At 59.1% G+C, this 14,876-nt stretch carries 16 protein-coding genes and 1 pseudogene; 1 reads left to right on the top strand and 16 read right to left on the bottom strand.

Annotated features, from left to right (window positions below):
• Positions 1 to 122: 122 nt before the first annotated feature.
• The 10 genes from EV286_RS26780 to EV286_RS26735 form a co-directional block, all read right to left on the bottom strand.
• On the bottom strand, positions 123 to 1,172 hold the full coding sequence (locus EV286_RS26780; protein ID WP_132960296.1) for a sensor histidine kinase: 1,050 nt from the start codon (positions 1,170 to 1,172) through the stop codon (positions 123 to 125).
• Positions 1,169 to 2,611 (bottom strand): ATPase domain-containing protein, encoded by a 1,443-nt coding sequence (locus EV286_RS26775; protein WP_132960294.1) that lies wholly within the window; start codon positions 2,609 to 2,611, stop codon positions 1,169 to 1,171. Before EV286_RS26775 ends, EV286_RS26780 begins: the two co-directional genes overlap by 4 nt.
• 296 nt (positions 2,612 to 2,907) lie before the next feature.
• The gene (locus tag EV286_RS26770; RefSeq protein ID WP_132960291.1) at positions 2,908 to 3,240 is read right to left on the bottom strand and encodes a chaperone modulator CbpM; all 333 of its coding nucleotides are present in this window, start codon (positions 3,238 to 3,240) and stop codon (positions 2,908 to 2,910) included.
• A gap of 2 nt (positions 3,241 to 3,242) precedes the next feature.
• Positions 3,243 to 4,166 (bottom strand): J domain-containing protein, encoded by a 924-nt coding sequence (locus tag EV286_RS26765; RefSeq protein ID WP_132960290.1) that lies wholly within the window; start codon positions 4,164 to 4,166, stop codon positions 3,243 to 3,245.
• Between the two features lie 144 nt (positions 4,167 to 4,310).
• Complete coding sequence (locus EV286_RS26760) at positions 4,311 to 5,696, bottom strand: DegQ family serine endoprotease (protein ID WP_132960288.1); 1,386 nt, start codon at positions 5,694 to 5,696, stop codon at positions 4,311 to 4,313.
• Between the two features lie 102 nt (positions 5,697 to 5,798).
• Positions 5,799 to 6,164 carry an SPW repeat protein gene (locus EV286_RS26755; protein ID WP_132960286.1) on the bottom strand — a complete coding sequence of 122 codons (366 nt, stop codon included), beginning with the start codon at positions 6,162 to 6,164 and terminating at the stop codon, positions 5,799 to 5,801.
• Between the two features lie 32 nt (positions 6,165 to 6,196).
• Complete coding sequence (locus tag EV286_RS26750) at positions 6,197 to 6,520, bottom strand: DNA-directed RNA polymerase subunit omega (protein WP_112389072.1); 324 nt, start codon at positions 6,518 to 6,520, stop codon at positions 6,197 to 6,199.
• Between the two features lie 9 nt (positions 6,521 to 6,529).
• Positions 6,530 to 7,288 carry an NADH dehydrogenase ubiquinone Fe-S protein 4 gene (locus EV286_RS26745; RefSeq protein WP_348633587.1) on the bottom strand — a complete coding sequence of 253 codons (759 nt, stop codon included), beginning with the start codon at positions 7,286 to 7,288 and terminating at the stop codon, positions 6,530 to 6,532.
• Positions 7,289 to 7,362: 74 nt separating this feature from the next.
• Positions 7,363 to 7,872, bottom strand: a complete 510-nt coding sequence (locus EV286_RS26740) for an Hsp20/alpha crystallin family protein (protein ID WP_112389074.1) — start codon at positions 7,870 to 7,872, stop codon at positions 7,363 to 7,365.
• 98 nt (positions 7,873 to 7,970) lie between these two features.
• Complete coding sequence (locus EV286_RS26735) at positions 7,971 to 8,447, bottom strand: Hsp20 family protein (protein ID WP_113297422.1); 477 nt, start codon at positions 8,445 to 8,447, stop codon at positions 7,971 to 7,973.
• A gap of 215 nt (positions 8,448 to 8,662) precedes the next feature.
• Here EV286_RS26735 and EV286_RS26730 point away from each other — a divergent pair, with 215 nt between their 5' ends.
• Positions 8,663 to 8,884 carry a hypothetical protein gene (locus EV286_RS26730; protein ID WP_112389076.1) on the top strand — a complete coding sequence of 74 codons (222 nt, stop codon included), beginning with the start codon at positions 8,663 to 8,665 and terminating at the stop codon, positions 8,882 to 8,884.
• Between the two features lie 28 nt (positions 8,885 to 8,912).
• On the opposite strand, the gene EV286_RS26725 is transcribed toward EV286_RS26730, so the two are convergent.
• The 6 genes and pseudogenes from EV286_RS26725 to EV286_RS32565 form a co-directional block, all read right to left on the bottom strand.
• Entirely contained in the window at positions 8,913 to 11,117 is a 2,205-nt protein-coding gene (locus tag EV286_RS26725; RefSeq protein WP_132960282.1) for an amylo-alpha-1,6-glucosidase, read from the bottom strand.
• A 16-nt stretch (positions 11,118 to 11,133) separates the two neighbouring features.
• Positions 11,134 to 12,228 (bottom strand): glycosyltransferase family 4 protein, encoded by a 1,095-nt coding sequence (locus EV286_RS26720; protein ID WP_132960280.1) that lies wholly within the window; start codon positions 12,226 to 12,228, stop codon positions 11,134 to 11,136.
• 87 nt (positions 12,229 to 12,315) lie between these two features.
• Positions 12,316 to 12,738, bottom strand: a complete 423-nt coding sequence (locus EV286_RS26715; RefSeq protein ID WP_132960278.1) for a hypothetical protein — start codon at positions 12,736 to 12,738, stop codon at positions 12,316 to 12,318.
• 31 nt (positions 12,739 to 12,769) lie between these two features.
• Positions 12,770 to 13,030, bottom strand: coding sequence for a hypothetical protein (locus EV286_RS32570; RefSeq protein WP_132960276.1), 261 nt, complete (start codon positions 13,028 to 13,030; stop codon positions 12,770 to 12,772).
• 60 nt (positions 13,031 to 13,090) lie between these two features.
• Positions 13,091 to 14,719 carry a chaperonin GroEL gene (groL, locus tag EV286_RS26705; RefSeq protein WP_132960274.1) on the bottom strand — a complete coding sequence of 543 codons (1,629 nt, stop codon included), beginning with the start codon at positions 14,717 to 14,719 and terminating at the stop codon, positions 13,091 to 13,093.
• Positions 14,720 to 14,771: 52 nt separating this feature from the next.
• Positions 14,772 to 14,876: pseudogene (locus EV286_RS32565) on the bottom strand (co-chaperone GroES); the annotation flags it as partial.

Raw genomic sequence — 14,876 nt, 5'->3', positions numbered from 1 at the left:
CATGATTTACAGGCGGATGAAATGGTCTAAGAGTATGATAACGTCTCTCGTACGAATATGATCCGCCAGGTTCGGGAATGTCTTCAGTAAGGTGTGTAACCCTTCCGATAACGGATGCTGTATCAAACAGCTTCCGCCGACTGCCGCACAAGTCTTGCTAGCGGACCCGCGGCTTGGCATCGAAATCCATTGCGATCGAACGTGATCGTCGGCGCTGCCCCCAAGAGCGAGGCGAGAGCCGAGCGAACATATTTTGTGCCGTAGCCCTGCCGCGTCGGTTGAACGACTTTGGGGCCGCCCGATTCGATCCAGTTCATTGAAAACATGGGTGGATCTTCCTCCGAAACGGACCAGGCAATGTTGACGCTGCCGTCGCCTTGAGACAGTGCGCCGTACTTGATGGCATTCGTCGTCAGTTCGTGGAGGCAAAGGGCGATGGTTGTCGCGGCGATCCGTCCGACAAGAAGGTCCGGGCCGGCAATATTGATCCGAGTCAAGCTCTCACCGTTATAGGGTGCGACGGTTACCGCGATCACGGATAACAGTGAGATTTCGTCTCCGCCTGCTTCGAACACTGCGGTGTGGACGTCGGAAAGAGCACGAAGCCGGCCTGTGAAATCTGCCGCAAGCTCATCAACCGTAGACGCGCCGCGTCGCGTCATTTGAAAGATTGAGGTGACGCTGGCAAGAATGTTCTTAATGCGATGATTGAGCTCCAGCCGCAACTCGACTTCGCGCTCAATGGCATCGCGCACCTGCTTCTGGCGCAATCGGACGAGCAGGTTGGTCTGAATGCTATTGGCCAGTTCCAGTCGCGCGATTGGGCGTGTATAGAACAGGAGGCGGGCGCTCGGCCAGGCGCTTTGAAGCTGAGTGCGGATCTGTGCAATGGGAGCCGCGCGCTCAAGCAGGACCACGATTGGCACTTCGGACCAGTCAGGCTGGCCGGCGAGATGATCGCCAATGGTTGCGACGACGGGTGGGCTTAGCGCCTCATGGGTGATGAGGATGACGCCGGGCGAAAGCGCCAGATTTTCAGCCAAATCCTCGCCAGCCTGACCGTGCCGGACCGCGACGTTCTGCACCTCCAAGGAAGCCGCGATGTACTCGGCGTCCTTGCGAAACGGGGCAATTATGAGCACCCAATCCAGTTCACTAGGTGTTTCATTCATTTCGGGTCAGGAAGAGGGTTATAGGAAACGACGCTGACGCTGCCGCTCTCGATCAGCAGTTCCTGGATGTTGAGGTCATGTGGACCGTGGCGCTTTTTGACAACGGTGATGTTGCGGCGCAGCCGACCCTCATGCTCCATGATCCGCAGCAGGAGCACGGTGTCGCCCAGAAAGCTGACATCTACGTCGATGCCGACATTCTGACCGATCAGGCCGTGCTGAGCGACAATCAGTATCGTCAGCACGCCCGAACGAGCCAGGAATTTGAGAAGGGATTGGATGTCGCGGACCGCCTTTTCCCGATGCGGTAGCGAGTTCAGATAGCCGGTCAGGCTATCGATGACGACGACGCGGACTTTGTTTTGCGTCACCGCGTCCTGGACGATTTGACCAAATTCACCCGGTGAGATTTCGTTCGGATTGAAATCCCGCAGGATGAGCTTTCCATCCTTATGAAACTGCCGAAGCTGCATTCCCAGGCCTTCCGACCGGCGGAAGAACGTTTCCAGCCTCTCTTCGAACAAGAACAGCGCAACGTTCTCGCCGCGGTCGAGTGCAGCGGTCGCATAGAGTGACGACATAGTCGACTTGCCAGTGCCCGACTGTCCGATGACCAGCGTCGTAGTTCCAGCCTCCTGGCCGCCGCCAAACATGTCGTCGAGCGCTGCAACACCTGATTTGATCAGTTCCGGCTTGGTGGCCTCAGATGCAGTGTTGGGCATAATACGAGGAAAAACGATGACCCCTTCACCTTCCCGGATTACCATGTCGTGATAACCATCGGCAACGGGGACACCGCGCATCTTGGAAACTTCCACACGACGCCGCACAGCGCCGTACTCCTCCAGTGACTTGTCGAAACGGATGACCCCATGAGCAAGCCCCTCTACTTCCTCGCCACTGCGGTCATAGCCGGTTGTCTGGGTGTCAAGAAGAAGTGCGACGACGTTGCGCTTGGCAAGAAAGGACTTGAAACCGATCAGTTCGCGACGAAACCTTGGGGAGTCACCGGTGATCAGGCGGATTTCGAGGAGGGAGTCGTAAACAAGGCGCCGCGGCTTGTGTTCTTCGATCGCTGCCTCGATCGCCTTTCGCGTCTCGTCGAGCCTGAGGTCTGCGGTCAGAAATATGCTCTGGTCATCGGCTTCGCTGACCGAACCGGATGTCGACAGTTCTTCGACCCGAATGCCATCGAGTGTCCAGCCGTGTGAAACAGCAATGGCTTCAAGCTCTGCCGCCGTCTGCGACAGTGTCACGTAGATGCAACTCTCTCCTACTTCCACCCCGGCGCGAAGGAACTGCAGCGCGGCTGTCGTCTTACCGGAGCCCGGAGCGCCTTGCAGCATATAGAGATTGGACGCTGGTAGACCACCACGCAGGATTTCGTTCAATCCTGTGATGCCTGTGCTGACAACCGCTGGCGCTTTTCGTTTCGGCATAACTCATCTTTCAAAACTGTTAGCGTGATCCGGGCCGGAGCGCGCGCATCATCGTCGTTGAAAGATGCCTGCTCGTTATATTTAGGTTTCTCGAAACATCAATGACAGGCTGGTTGTGGTGAAGCCGCAGACCTGCCTAAAGGGAGTGTTACGGCTTTACAGCAGGCTCGCTCTCATCGCGGCGGACGAACCTCGTCCTCGCGCTCATCGTTCTTGTCCAACGTCTCCAGCGCCTCAATGATGTCGTCATAGGAACATCCGCCACGAGATTGTTTTCTTACCTGCCGCGAATCCTCTCACATTCGCCAAATGGTGTGGAGCTTGTCCAGAGCTGCTACCAAACGTTGTTGGACTGCAACATCCTCTCCGCTGACGACCGTTACGATGTCGCGCATCGCGCCGCGCATGCCCTGAAGCTGGTCGACAAGATCCATGACAATATCAACTCCGGCTTCGTTGACGCCCATGCCGTGCGTCAGATCTAGGATCAGCCGGGCGCGAGCTAGATCTGCATCCCGGAAGCGGCGTTGGTGCTCGGCGATCTGCGGCGCCAGCCAACCTTCCCGGATCCACAGTTCGAGCTCGGTTACTTCGATTTTGAGGCGAAGACAGAATTCATGATCGTCCATGGTCAGCCCTCCATGCCCTTTCTCGGATTTTGTGTCGTTCCAGAAGCCCAGCGTTTGATGAAGCTGGTCAGATCTTCGTCCGGACGGTCGGGCAACACGACCTTCACAGTCACATAGACGTCACCGGCGCTGCCATTTCCGCGCGGCACACCCTTGCCCTTGATACGCAAGACCTTGCCGCTGCTGGAATTGGGGGGGAGGGCTAGGTCGATTGGGCCGGAGGGAGTGGGCACGCGCACCTTGCCGCCAAGCACGGCCTCGCTGAGCGTAACCGGAAGTTCGAGGCGGATGTCGTCACCGTCGCGCGTGAAAAAGCGGTGAGGCCGCACCGTGATAACGATCAGCGCGTCGCCGGCGGCACCGCCCCCGAACCCGGGTTCGCCTTTGCCCCGCAGCCGCAGCGTTTGGCCATCACGTGTCCCGGGGGGAACCTGCACTTCGATAGCCGGACCCTCGGGTAGCTTAACCTGGGTTTTGGTACCCTTCATCGCATCGAGAAAATCGATCTCCATCGAGAAATGGCGGTCACGTCCGGGAGCGCGGAACGGGGACCCGCCGCCAGGGCCGGCGCGGCGCGAGAAGAAGCTCGCGAAAATATCGTCCGAATCGCCAAAATCGGCAAACCCGCCGCTATTGTGGTAGGGCTCACCGGGACCGCTGGCCGAGGCATAGTCGCGATAGAAGTTGCGGGGCGCCTGTTCGGCCCCCGTCATATCGATCTCGCCACGGTCGAAGCGGGCCCGCTTCTGCTCATCGCTCAAAAGCTCGTAGGCCGCGGAAATCTCCTTGAACCTGGCCTCGGCATTTTTATCGCCGGGGTTCAAGTCGGGATGCAGCTTCTTGGCCAGCTTGCGGAATGCACTCTGGATTTCCTTTTGCGGCGCATCCCGTTTCACGCCCAGAAGCTCATATGGATCTCGGCTCATGCATATCTCCTGTCACAGGTAACATACACTGCGATCAATTCTCCTCTCATATAGGCGGCGGCCCGGTTTCCTGTTGGAGGGCAAGACGAAAGGTCGATTGGGTCCCACTTCGCAAGTGAGCGGGACCGTTTAATCATCGCTCCGCTATCGGACGACGAGAAGGAGAGGATCGCCATCTCGGATCAGTTCAAGCGCGAGGATTGCCGGTTTGTCGGCAAGCGCCTTACGCAAATCCGCGACGGAAGAGACCGGCGAGCGATTGGCCGCCACGATTATGTCACCGGCCTGCAGTCCGCTGCGGGCCGCCATGCTACCTGAGCCGAGACCCTCGATCACAACGCCGGGGGCACCGGCCTGGCGAGCCTCTTCGGCAGATGCTTCCCGCATTTTGGCGCCATCGAGGGGCGTGCCGGAGAGGTCGGCGGACGACCGGTCTTCCGATGTGATCGTGACGGCGATCACCCGCTCGCCATCACCGCGCTTTACCGTCACATTGATCCTGGTTCCGATCGGGGTGAGGCCGATCCGGTTCCTGAGATCGGTTGCACTGTGGACGGGGCGATTGTCGATCGCGGTAACCACGTCGCCGGTCCTCAATCCGGCCCGCGCGGCCGCTGAGCCAGGTTCGACGCTGCCAATCAGTGCGCCCCGCAGCTCACCGAGCTTGAGTGCCTCGGCCACGTCGGGCGTCAGGTCCTGGATGCCGATGCCGAGTCTGCCGCGGCGCACCTCGCCTTGGGTCGCCAGTTGGTTCATCACCGATAGCACCATGTCGCTCGGGACTGCGAAGCCGATGCCGACATTGGCGCCGGCCGGGCTGAGGATCGCAGTGTTGATCCCGATCAGCTTGCCGTCGAGCGTCACGAGCGCCCCACCGGAATTGCCGGGGTTTATCGAGGCATCGGTCTGGATGAAGTCCTCATAGCCTTCGATATTGAGCCCGCTGCGACCGAGTGCGCTGACGATGCCAGAGGTAACCGTCTGACCAAGTCCGAAGGGATTGCCGATGGCGACGACATAGTCCCCGACCTTAAGGGCATCGGAATCCCCGATCTGAATGGCTGTCAGGTTTTTGGCATTGATCTGGAGCAGGGCAATGTCGGTCTCCTTGTCGCTGCCAATCAGTTTTGCCGGGAGCTGTCGGCCATCCTTCAGCGTGACCGAGATTTTTGATCCGCCGTCGACGACGTGATGGTTGGTCAGCACATATCCTTTGTTGGCGTCGACGATGACACCGGAGCCGGCGCTCATCCGAGCCTGCTGCTGTTGCTCCGGCAGATTGAAGAACCTTCGGAAGTTGGGATCGCTATAGAGCGGGTTGTCTTGCGCCGGCGCTCGGGAGACGACCGCGATATTGACGACGGCGGGTGTGACCTGTTCCAGCATCGGCGCCAGCGTCGGCAGGCCGGTGGACGAAGAAGCCTGTCCTGTCATTTGCGCAGGCAATGGGCTTGTGGTGAAGAAAATGGCTCCGGCGGCGACGGCTGCGGAAATGGCAATCGTGCGAAGCCTCGGGGTGAGATCGAACATCGGTTGCTCCATGAATTGAAATGATTGGTATCCCTCCGGGCATGACGCATGAAGGACTCGAAAAAGAGGCGGGTCCGAAGATCCGGACCCGCCTCCATAGGATCAGGCGGTCGAGAGCGGGCGGTTATGGCCGAACCAGATGTTGCCGGCGGCAAGCACCGCGACGACAAGACCGGCAACAACATGGACCCACATCGCAGCCGTCACGCCCGCGAAGCCGAGAACCCATGGAGCAGCTACCGCCCAAATGCCGAGCACTAGGTTGACCCATTCCTCCGCCTCATAGAAGGCATAGAGAGCCACAGCGGCGATCACGGCGATGGCCGCGCCGACGAGCCAGGCATTCCAGGCGGCATAGGTTTCAGCGGCGAAGCCAATTAGCCACGGTGAGACAAGAAGACCAAGACCGGCAACGATATTGACGATATCGAAAGCGGTCCGGTTGTTGGAAGACAGGGACTTCAGCATCGTTCATTTCTCCTCATCGGTTGGTTGCATCATCATTGAACCGTCTCCTGCGGACAGAAGGCGGGTGCGGCGGCGGCGCTTGCCGCGCCGTCGCCGCGAAGCTCGGTTGTGGTTGGATTAGGAGCCGGAGGAAGCGTTGTTGCTGCCAATTCGGGCAAGAACGGCGCGAGCTCGTCGTGGCTGAACGCGCCACGGGCGATCTCATGCAGCGCAAGATCGCTTACACTGGCATGCGGCAGATCAAGCCTCGGTCCCGCACCGCGGTTGAGGGCACGGGCACGGGCAGCTGCGGCCATCGTCAGCGTAAACCTGTTCGGCACAATCTCCTGGCAACCGAAAACGACATGCGGGTCCATGGGTGCACCTCATGCAGCTTTCCGATCGGCAGTGGTACGGTCCTGCCTGCGCTCAACGTCTCCTTCGAGCGCAAGCAGCGCCTGCTCGACCTCATTAAGGCGGGACGGACGATTGTTCACCGGCATGCCTTCGTTGGTCGCCTGGTCGATCAGATATTCGGTCCATGCCCAGTTCATCAGGATCGAGCGCTTTGCTTCGAGAGACAGCGTCGGATCACGGATGACATCTATGGGCGATGACCATGTGGCGGGACCGGAAGCATCGTGCCGTTCCGCCGCCTCGACCATTGCCTGACCGTAGCTCTCCTGAAGCGCGGCGAGGCCGAGCCGCTCCAATGTCGCATCGGAGAAGGCGTGAGATGGCCGGTTCAATCGGCGACGAATTCCTTTCTTTGTCAGGGCCGCAGCTTTGCTTGCCGGACCCTGCACGACATAGGTCAGGCCTTGCCGCTCGGCATAGCGGATGGCGGATCGCAGCGTTGGAAACTCCAGCTCCACCTGCGTCAGCGTATCCGTGGTGCCCGTATAGCCCATCAAAGGCTCAATGAACGGCGCGCTGCGGCGCTCGAAGACAAGCAGCCAGCCGTTCATTCGTGCTTTGCCCGATGTCATCACCGAGTGTGATGGTCTGAAGATGCGGGCGACGACGTCTTCGGGAAACACGGAGCGGCCGAAAGCGAGACGCTTCCGCCGGTTATCATTGGAGGCCTGGCTAACGGAAGCGAGGCTTTTGCTTGGTTTGGTGTGTGTCTCTCTAATAATCTCCATCATTTTATCCCTCCCTATTGGCGAAGGATGCCGGCGGCCCCCAACAAGGCCGGCCGCCGGGCAGGCTGGTTCGGTTAGCTCTTGATGGCGATCCGCTTGACCTGCGTCTGCGCCTTCTCGGTCTTCGGCAGGGTCACGGTCAAAACGCCGTTCCTGAAGCTGGCAGCGACCTTGTCTTCATCGACCTCGACGCCGAGCGGGATGCGGCGCTCGAAACGGCCGTAGTAGCGCTCGGAGAACTGACGATCCTTGTCTTCGTTCTCGGAGCGCTTCTCACCTCTCAGCGTCAGCACGCCGTCGTTGAGCAGGACTTCGATGTCCTTTTCTTCAAGGCCGGGCACCTCGGCGGTCACCTTGATCTCCTTGTCGGTATCGGCGATCTCGACGTTCGGCCAGCCGGCGCCGAAGGCAGAAGCGCTTCCGAAGGCCGGCAGGCCGGAGCCGAAGCCGCGGAAGACGTCGTCGAACAGGCGGTTCACCTCGCGATGCAGCGACAGGAAGGGATCCCGGTCGTCGTCGCGCAGGACAGTCGGGGCCTGGTTGCCATTGTTTCGGCCCCAGGGAATCAGATCACGAACACTCATGGTTTTCTCCTTTCCGTTGGTTCGATTGGCAAAGCTTCTCTGGTGGCGCCGGACGATATACCCGGCGCCGTCTTTCCCGACTATGCTGTTGCTGGAGCTTAAGCCGCGTGCTTCTCTGCTTCGATCTGCTTGATCTCGGCCTGCGGCATAGCCGTGTCGGTCGAAATCGCGATCTGGCGCGGCTTCATCGCTTCAGGGATTTCGCGCTTGAGATCGATGGTCAGCAGACCGTTGACGAGACCGGCGCCGACGACCTTGACGTGGTCGGCAAGTTCGAACCGGCGCTGGAACGAGCGGCCGGCGATGCCGCGATGCAGATACTGCACATCGTCGGCATTCGCCTTCTGACCCGATACGAAGAGCATGTTCTGCTCTTGCGTGATCGTCAGTTCGTCCTGCGTGAAGCCCGCCACTGCCATGGCAATGCGGTACTCATCCTCACCGGTCTTGACGATGTCGTAAGGCGGCCAGTTGTCGATCGTCTCGATGCGGCTTGCAGCCTCGAGCGCGTTCAGCATTCGGTCGAAGCCGATGCTCGACCGGAACAGGGGAGAAAAATCGAGGTTTGTCCTCATAACCATATCCTCCTTGTAAGCAACATGGATACAAGGAGGCGCCAAGAGCACAATGGCGCCTCCTGGACCTGTCGATCCCCATTGGGCGATCGAACAATATCAATATAATTCAGTGGCTTGCGGTTTCAAGAGCTGTGGAATTGCCTGGTGTAAAAAATTTGATTTTTTTGTTTGGGCCACCAGATTCGTGTGGTGATACAAAAGGAGAAATCGGCATGACAATGACCTCCGAAGACGTCATCGACATCCTCGGACCTGTCGACGAAACTTTGATAGCTGATGTCGTGGCCACTGGTGCCAGTCAGGCTGAACTGGCGGAAGCTTTCGCATGGGTCAACAATGACGAAGCGTTGATGAATGAACGACGGCCGCCACCCACGGGCAAAATCGCCTTGTTGATTGACCTGCTGGTCTCAGACAACGACGAACTGGACTAGGCAAGACGCCTGTCTGGAAGCGGCTTGCCTAAGCGGTGGTCAATACGCGAACCTCGCCCCGTCGACCGAGGGTGTCTACGACGACGCTGCGTCCCGAGCGGCGTAAGGCAATGTCGGCCCAGCCGTTTGCGACCTGCAGGTGTCGCAGGATCACTTCATCCATGAAAGAGGGCAATTGCGGCTCGGTGAAGCTGATGATCTGAGCATTCGGTTCGAAGTCGAGGCCGAGGCAGGATTGCAGAAGAAGGAGCGGTGCTGCTGCCGCCCATGCCTGCGGAGAGCAAGCAACTGGATAAAAGGTCGGTCCCTGAGCCCGCTGGCGCGGAAAGCCGCAGAACAGTTCGGGAAGGCGGCGCAGGTCAATATATGTCGACGAGGCAAAGAGCCCTTCAAAAATACGTGCCGCTTCAGCCCGGTAGCCATAGCGGGCAAGACCGCTGGCGATCATTGCATTATCATGCGGCCAGACCGAGCCATTATGATAGCTCATCGGATTGTAGCGTGCCTCGGTAGACGCGATGGTGCGGATGCCCCAACCGCAGAAGGACGAGGCGCTCATCAGTGTCCTGGCAACTTGGACGGCTCGCTCTGGGTAGGCGATACCGGTGAACAGGGCATGACCGGCATTCGAAGAGCGAACCCTGCAAGGCCGCTTGTCCCCATCGAGCGCAAGCACAAAGGTGCCAAGCTCCTCGTCGAAGAAGCTCGTATCGAAGGCACGACGCAGGCCTTCGGCCCGTGCCAGGAACTTTGCCGCGCGTTCAGGTCTGCCGAGCCGGCGGAAGATCTCGGCAGCTGCCTGCCAGGCGCCATAAACATAGGCCTGAACCTCGGCAATGGCGATCGGGCCTTTGGCGAGCGTGCCGTCAGCATGGAACACGGAGTCGTGGCTGTCTTTCCAGGCCTGATTGATCAATCCTTCTTGCGTCAGCCGCCCGTATTCGACAAAGCCATCACCGTCGCGATCGCCGTGTTCATCGATCCAGGTGAGCGCTGCCTCGATATTCGGCAGAAGGCGATTGATTGTGGCAAGATCGCCTGATCGCTTTAGATACGCGCCTGCCAGCAGGACGAACAATGGCGTGGAATCGATGCTGCCGTAATAACGGCGGAACGGCACTTCACCCAGTTCAGCCATCTCGCCATACCGTACTTCATGCAGAATTTTGCCGGGCTCGGCGTCTGCTGCCGGATCAACTTCTGTCGCCTGGTTTGCGGCAAGATGGCCAAGTACGCCGCGGGCAATGTGCGGATCGAGCCACAGCGTTTCGAGCGCGGTGATCAGTGCGTCGCGGCCAAAAACGGTGCTGAACCAGGGAATGCCGGCATAAGGATAGGGACCTTCGGGCTTGTCGGTCATCAGCATGGTGAGGTCAGAGATGCTGCGACGTGCTACTTCATTGAATATCTCGTTTGACGTGATGATCGATGCGGCACGGGAGGAAGAAGAACGCAAAGCACGGCGGGCATCCCGCAGGCCCAGAAAGAACGACTGGTAGCCGGGGCGCTCGTCTCTGGCTTGGTTGCAGCCTATCTGGATGAACAGCGACCGCGTTTCATGTGGCGCCAGATCAAGATCATAAATGACATGGCCGATCTCAATTTGGTTTGGGCGCGGATCGAAGGACAACTGCGTGATGCGCTTCTGATCGTCGAGGCCGATATAGGAGAGGAAGACGCGATCCTCTTCCAACACGGCCGGAAGCTCCTGACCTTTCTTCGCTCTGACGGTTCCGCGAACCTCGAACAGATCGGCAAAGTCCGCCCTGAACGAAATTTCGATGCGCACTTGCTGTCGTCGCTCGTCGTAGTTCTTTACGGCCAGGCGCTCGTAACATCCAGCATTCCACAGGAAGCGTGTCCTGCGCATATGGATGAGATCATGCTCAAGGGTGAGCTTCCCCTTCCCATCAAAGAGGTCGGGATTGGTCAAGTCGCAGGTTAAGGTGGCATTGTCGTCGCGCAGCGTTGACGACAGAAGCATCGGGCGCTTGCCATTGATCGTCAGATGGAGATGGGAGAGGTAACGCGTGTCCCGATGGAAAATGCCTTCCGGGCTGCCAGGCCCGGAGAGTGCGTCACCATTGTGGTCGAAGACGGCGAACGTGTCGCCGTGCTTCAGGGTGCGTGGCCGCCGCTCCTGCAGCGACGCGGTCGCCGGGATGAAAAATTGCGCCATCGGTGCGTGGCCGCCTTTAGGCGCGGAACCGTCGTGTACAGAAGCGATCGACATGCTGATGGCCTCCGGCTTATGCCACGATCTGCAGATCAAGGTCCTGGCCGTTGGCACGGCGCAACGGGGCGGCCTTGGTACGCACGCCCGGAAGATTGCGGTAGATGTCCAGATAGTCCCGTGCCATCCGCTCGGCGCTAAAGCGCTTCTCGAAGGCCGCGCGAACTTTCTTTCGATCCATCTTGAGTGCCCATTCGACGTTCTCGGCCGCGTCGGCCACGCTATCGACGAGGATTCCGGAGACACCGTTGTCAATGACCTCCGGCACGGACCCGCATCCGAACGCGATGACAGGTGTGCCACAGGCCATGGCTTCAATCATGACCAGTCCGAACGGCTCGGGCCAGTCGATCGGGAAAAGCAGGGCGCCGGCGTTGCCGAGGAAGTCGGCCTTCTGACGCTCGTTGATCTCGCCGATGAATTCGACGTTCGGATGGCGTCTCACCATCGGCTCGATCACCGTTTCCCAATAGGCCTTGTCCGCATTGTCGATCTTTGCGGCCATCTTTAAGGGCATGCCAACTTTCGCCGCGATTTCGATTGCCCGGTCAGGCCGTTTCTCCGGCGATATTCGCCCGAGGAACGCGAGGTAGTTGCCCTTCGGCTTTTCCCTGAATGGCAGCAGCTCGCGAGGCAGGCCATGATAGACCGTCCCTGACCAGTTGACCGGCGGCATTGGGCGGCGCTGATCATTCGAGATCGACACCAGCGGGATATCGGGAAAAGCCGAGTAGAAGGGCTTGAGGTCCGGCAGGTCAAGGCGGCCGTGCAGCGTCGTCACCGTCCGGTCGGCAAACTCGCGGATCAGCGGGAAATGTAATAGATCGATGTGGAAGTGCAGCACATCGAATTCGTGCGCCCGCCGGCGAATTTCCTCCAGCATCACAACCTGATGCGGCAGGTGATCTTTGACGGCAGGATTAAGACGGAGCGCCACATCTGAGGACGACACGAGCTTCGCCGCGGTGATCGAATCTCCGCTGGCAAAAAGTGTGACGTCGTGACCTTGGGCGACGAGTGCGTCAGTGAGATAGGAAACAATGCGCTCGGTTCCACCATAGAGCTTGGGCGGAACACTTTCGGCAAGTGGTGCGATCTGAGCGATCTTCATCGGCAAAACCTCCTCTATTGAGCAAAGAGTCGACGGTAAAAATCATGTTCGCGTCCTCAAAGAGGCACGCGGCAGGTGCAAAGTCGTCTATATCTCGAATGGTTGTCGGCGACGGGCTCCTTTCCGATAGCTGCACAGACCAAGGCCGCCAAACCGATGTGATTGAACTCGGCGACGACGGCACCTCTGATTGTCTTGATTACGAGATGCGTCCTGCTTTCCAGGCAGCATATCAGACCGGTCCAACGTCTTCAGCGCCTCGATGATCTCGTCATAGGAGACGGCCTTGTCCGTGCCGGGATAAAGGCGAAGAGCCGGAACGGATTCGATGGCGAAGATGTCGGATGCCCACGACGCAAGAATGGCGCGTTTTTCGTCCCTGCCGATTTCGTCGGCCGCAAGGACGTCGCGGGGATGACCAAAATGTTTGCCCGGATGCAGCAGATGGGCGACGCTGATTGCTGCTGCCGCGTTCACTGGTGTTGAATTTTCGAAGCGTTCCTTTCTCATAGCTTGACCCCATATGACGCCAAGTTGACGTTCATTGTTGCTTGGCTGAGCTCGGTGGAATTTCCTGACGCCCGAAGAGACCTCGCGCGGCTTCGACCATTGTTCTGAGATGGCTCGGCTCGCGAACACCTTGCCTGTATAATTCCACTGTTATGGCCGCCATTCGCTCCGCTTCCTCGGACTCCTTGGTAATTCCGGCGCCCGACCGGATATCATCGAAAACCCTCTGACAGACGGCAAGATCACGGCTGTCGAAGGGAGTTAACGAAGGCTTTGTTATTGCATGGACCATCCTTTCACCTCCTTGTCGAAGGCTCGCCCGCGGCGACGGGCGAGCCCCAACGGTTACCGCTTAGAAGTCCATGCCGGCGCCGGCGGGCAGGGCAGGTGCGGCGTCTTTCTTGGGCTTCTCGGCGATCATGGCTTCCGTGGTGACGAGCAGGCCGGCTACCGAAGCGGCATCCTGGAGAGCCGTGCGCACGACCTTCGCAGGGTCGATGACGCCTTGCGCGTAGAGATCGCCATACTCGCCTGTCTGCGCATTCCAGCCGAAGGAGAAGTCGGTTTTCTCGCGGAGCTTGCCGACGATGACGGAGCCTTCGGCGCCAGCATTCTCGGCAATCTGGCGAACGGGTGCTTCGATCGCGCGCCGGACGATCTCGATGCCGACCTTCTGGTCCTGGTTGGCCGTCTGGAGATTGTCGAGAGCGTTTACGGCCCGAAGCAGGGCGACGCCACCGCCCGGCAGGATGCCTTCCTCGACGGCGGCACGCGTTGCATGTAGCGCGTCGTCAACGCGATCCTTCTTTTCCTTGACTTCAACTTCCGTCGAGCCGCCGACACGGATAACGGCAACGCCACCGGCGAGCTTGGCAAGACGCTCTTGCAGTTTCTCGCGGTCGTAGTCGGAGGTGGTCTCTTCGATCTGCGCGCGGATCTGGGCGACGCGGCCGTCAATTTCAGACTTTGAACCGACGCCATCGATGATCGTGGTGTTTTCCTTCTCGATTGCCACCTTCTTGGCGCGGCCGAGCATGTTGAGCGTGACATTCTCAAGCTTGATGCCGAGATCTTCGGAGATGACGGTACCGCCCGTCAGGATGGCGATATCTTCCAGCATCGCCTTGCGGCGGTCGCCGAAGCCGGGAGCCTTCACGGCAGCAATCTTCAAACCGCCGCGCAGCTTGTTGACGACGAGTGTGGCAAGCGCTTCACCTTCGACGTCTTCGGAGATGATGAGCAACGGCTTGGAGGACTGCACGACGGCTTCGAGCACCGGCAGCAAGGATTGAAGGTTCGACAGCTTTTTCTCGTGAATGAGGATATAGGGGTCCTCGAACTCGACGCGCATTTTGTCCTGGTTGGTGACAAAGTAGGGCGAGAGATAGCCGCGGTCGAATTGCATGCCTTCGACAACTTCGAGCTCGGTCTCGGCGGTCTTGGCTTCCTCGACGGTGATGACGCCTTCATTGCCAACCTTTTCCATCGCCTCGGCGAGATACTTGCCGATCTCCTCGTCGCCGTTGGCAGACACAGTGCCCACTTGGGCGATCTCGGAATTGCTGGTGATCTTGCGGGCGTTGGTCTTCAGTTCCTTGACGACCGCGTCGACGGCAATATCGATACCGCGTTTCAGGTCCATTGGGTTCATGCCGGAGGCGACGGCCTTGGCCCCCTCCTTGACGATTGCCTGAGCGAGGACAGTTGCAGTGGTGGTGCCGTCGCCGGCGAGATCGTTGGTTTTCGATGCCACTTCGCGCAGCATCTGGGCGCCCATGTTCTCGAACTTGTCTTCCAGCTCGATTTCCTTGGCAACCGATACCCCGTCCTTGGTAATGCGCGGCGCGCCGTAGGACTTGTCGATCACGACGTTGCGGCCCTTCGGGCCGAGCGTGACCTTCACGGCGTTGGCAAGGACATCGACCCCACGCAGCATGCGTTCACGGGCATCGGTGTGGAATTTGACTTCTTTCGCAGCCATTTGTTCACTCCTTCAATAGGCAGCTTTTTGACTGATGGGCGGTAATGCGTGATTACGCGGCGCGCTTCTGCTCGGCCTGAGCTTCGATAATGCCCAAGACGTCGCTTTCCTTCATGATCAGCAGGTCTTCGCCGTTGATCTTGATTTCGGTGCCGGA

Source organism: Rhizobium sp. BK251 (genome assembly GCF_004345245.1).
Classification (GTDB): Bacteria; Pseudomonadota; Alphaproteobacteria; order Rhizobiales; family Rhizobiaceae; genus Rhizobium.
This window is presented reverse-complemented; position numbering and strand designations above follow the sequence as displayed.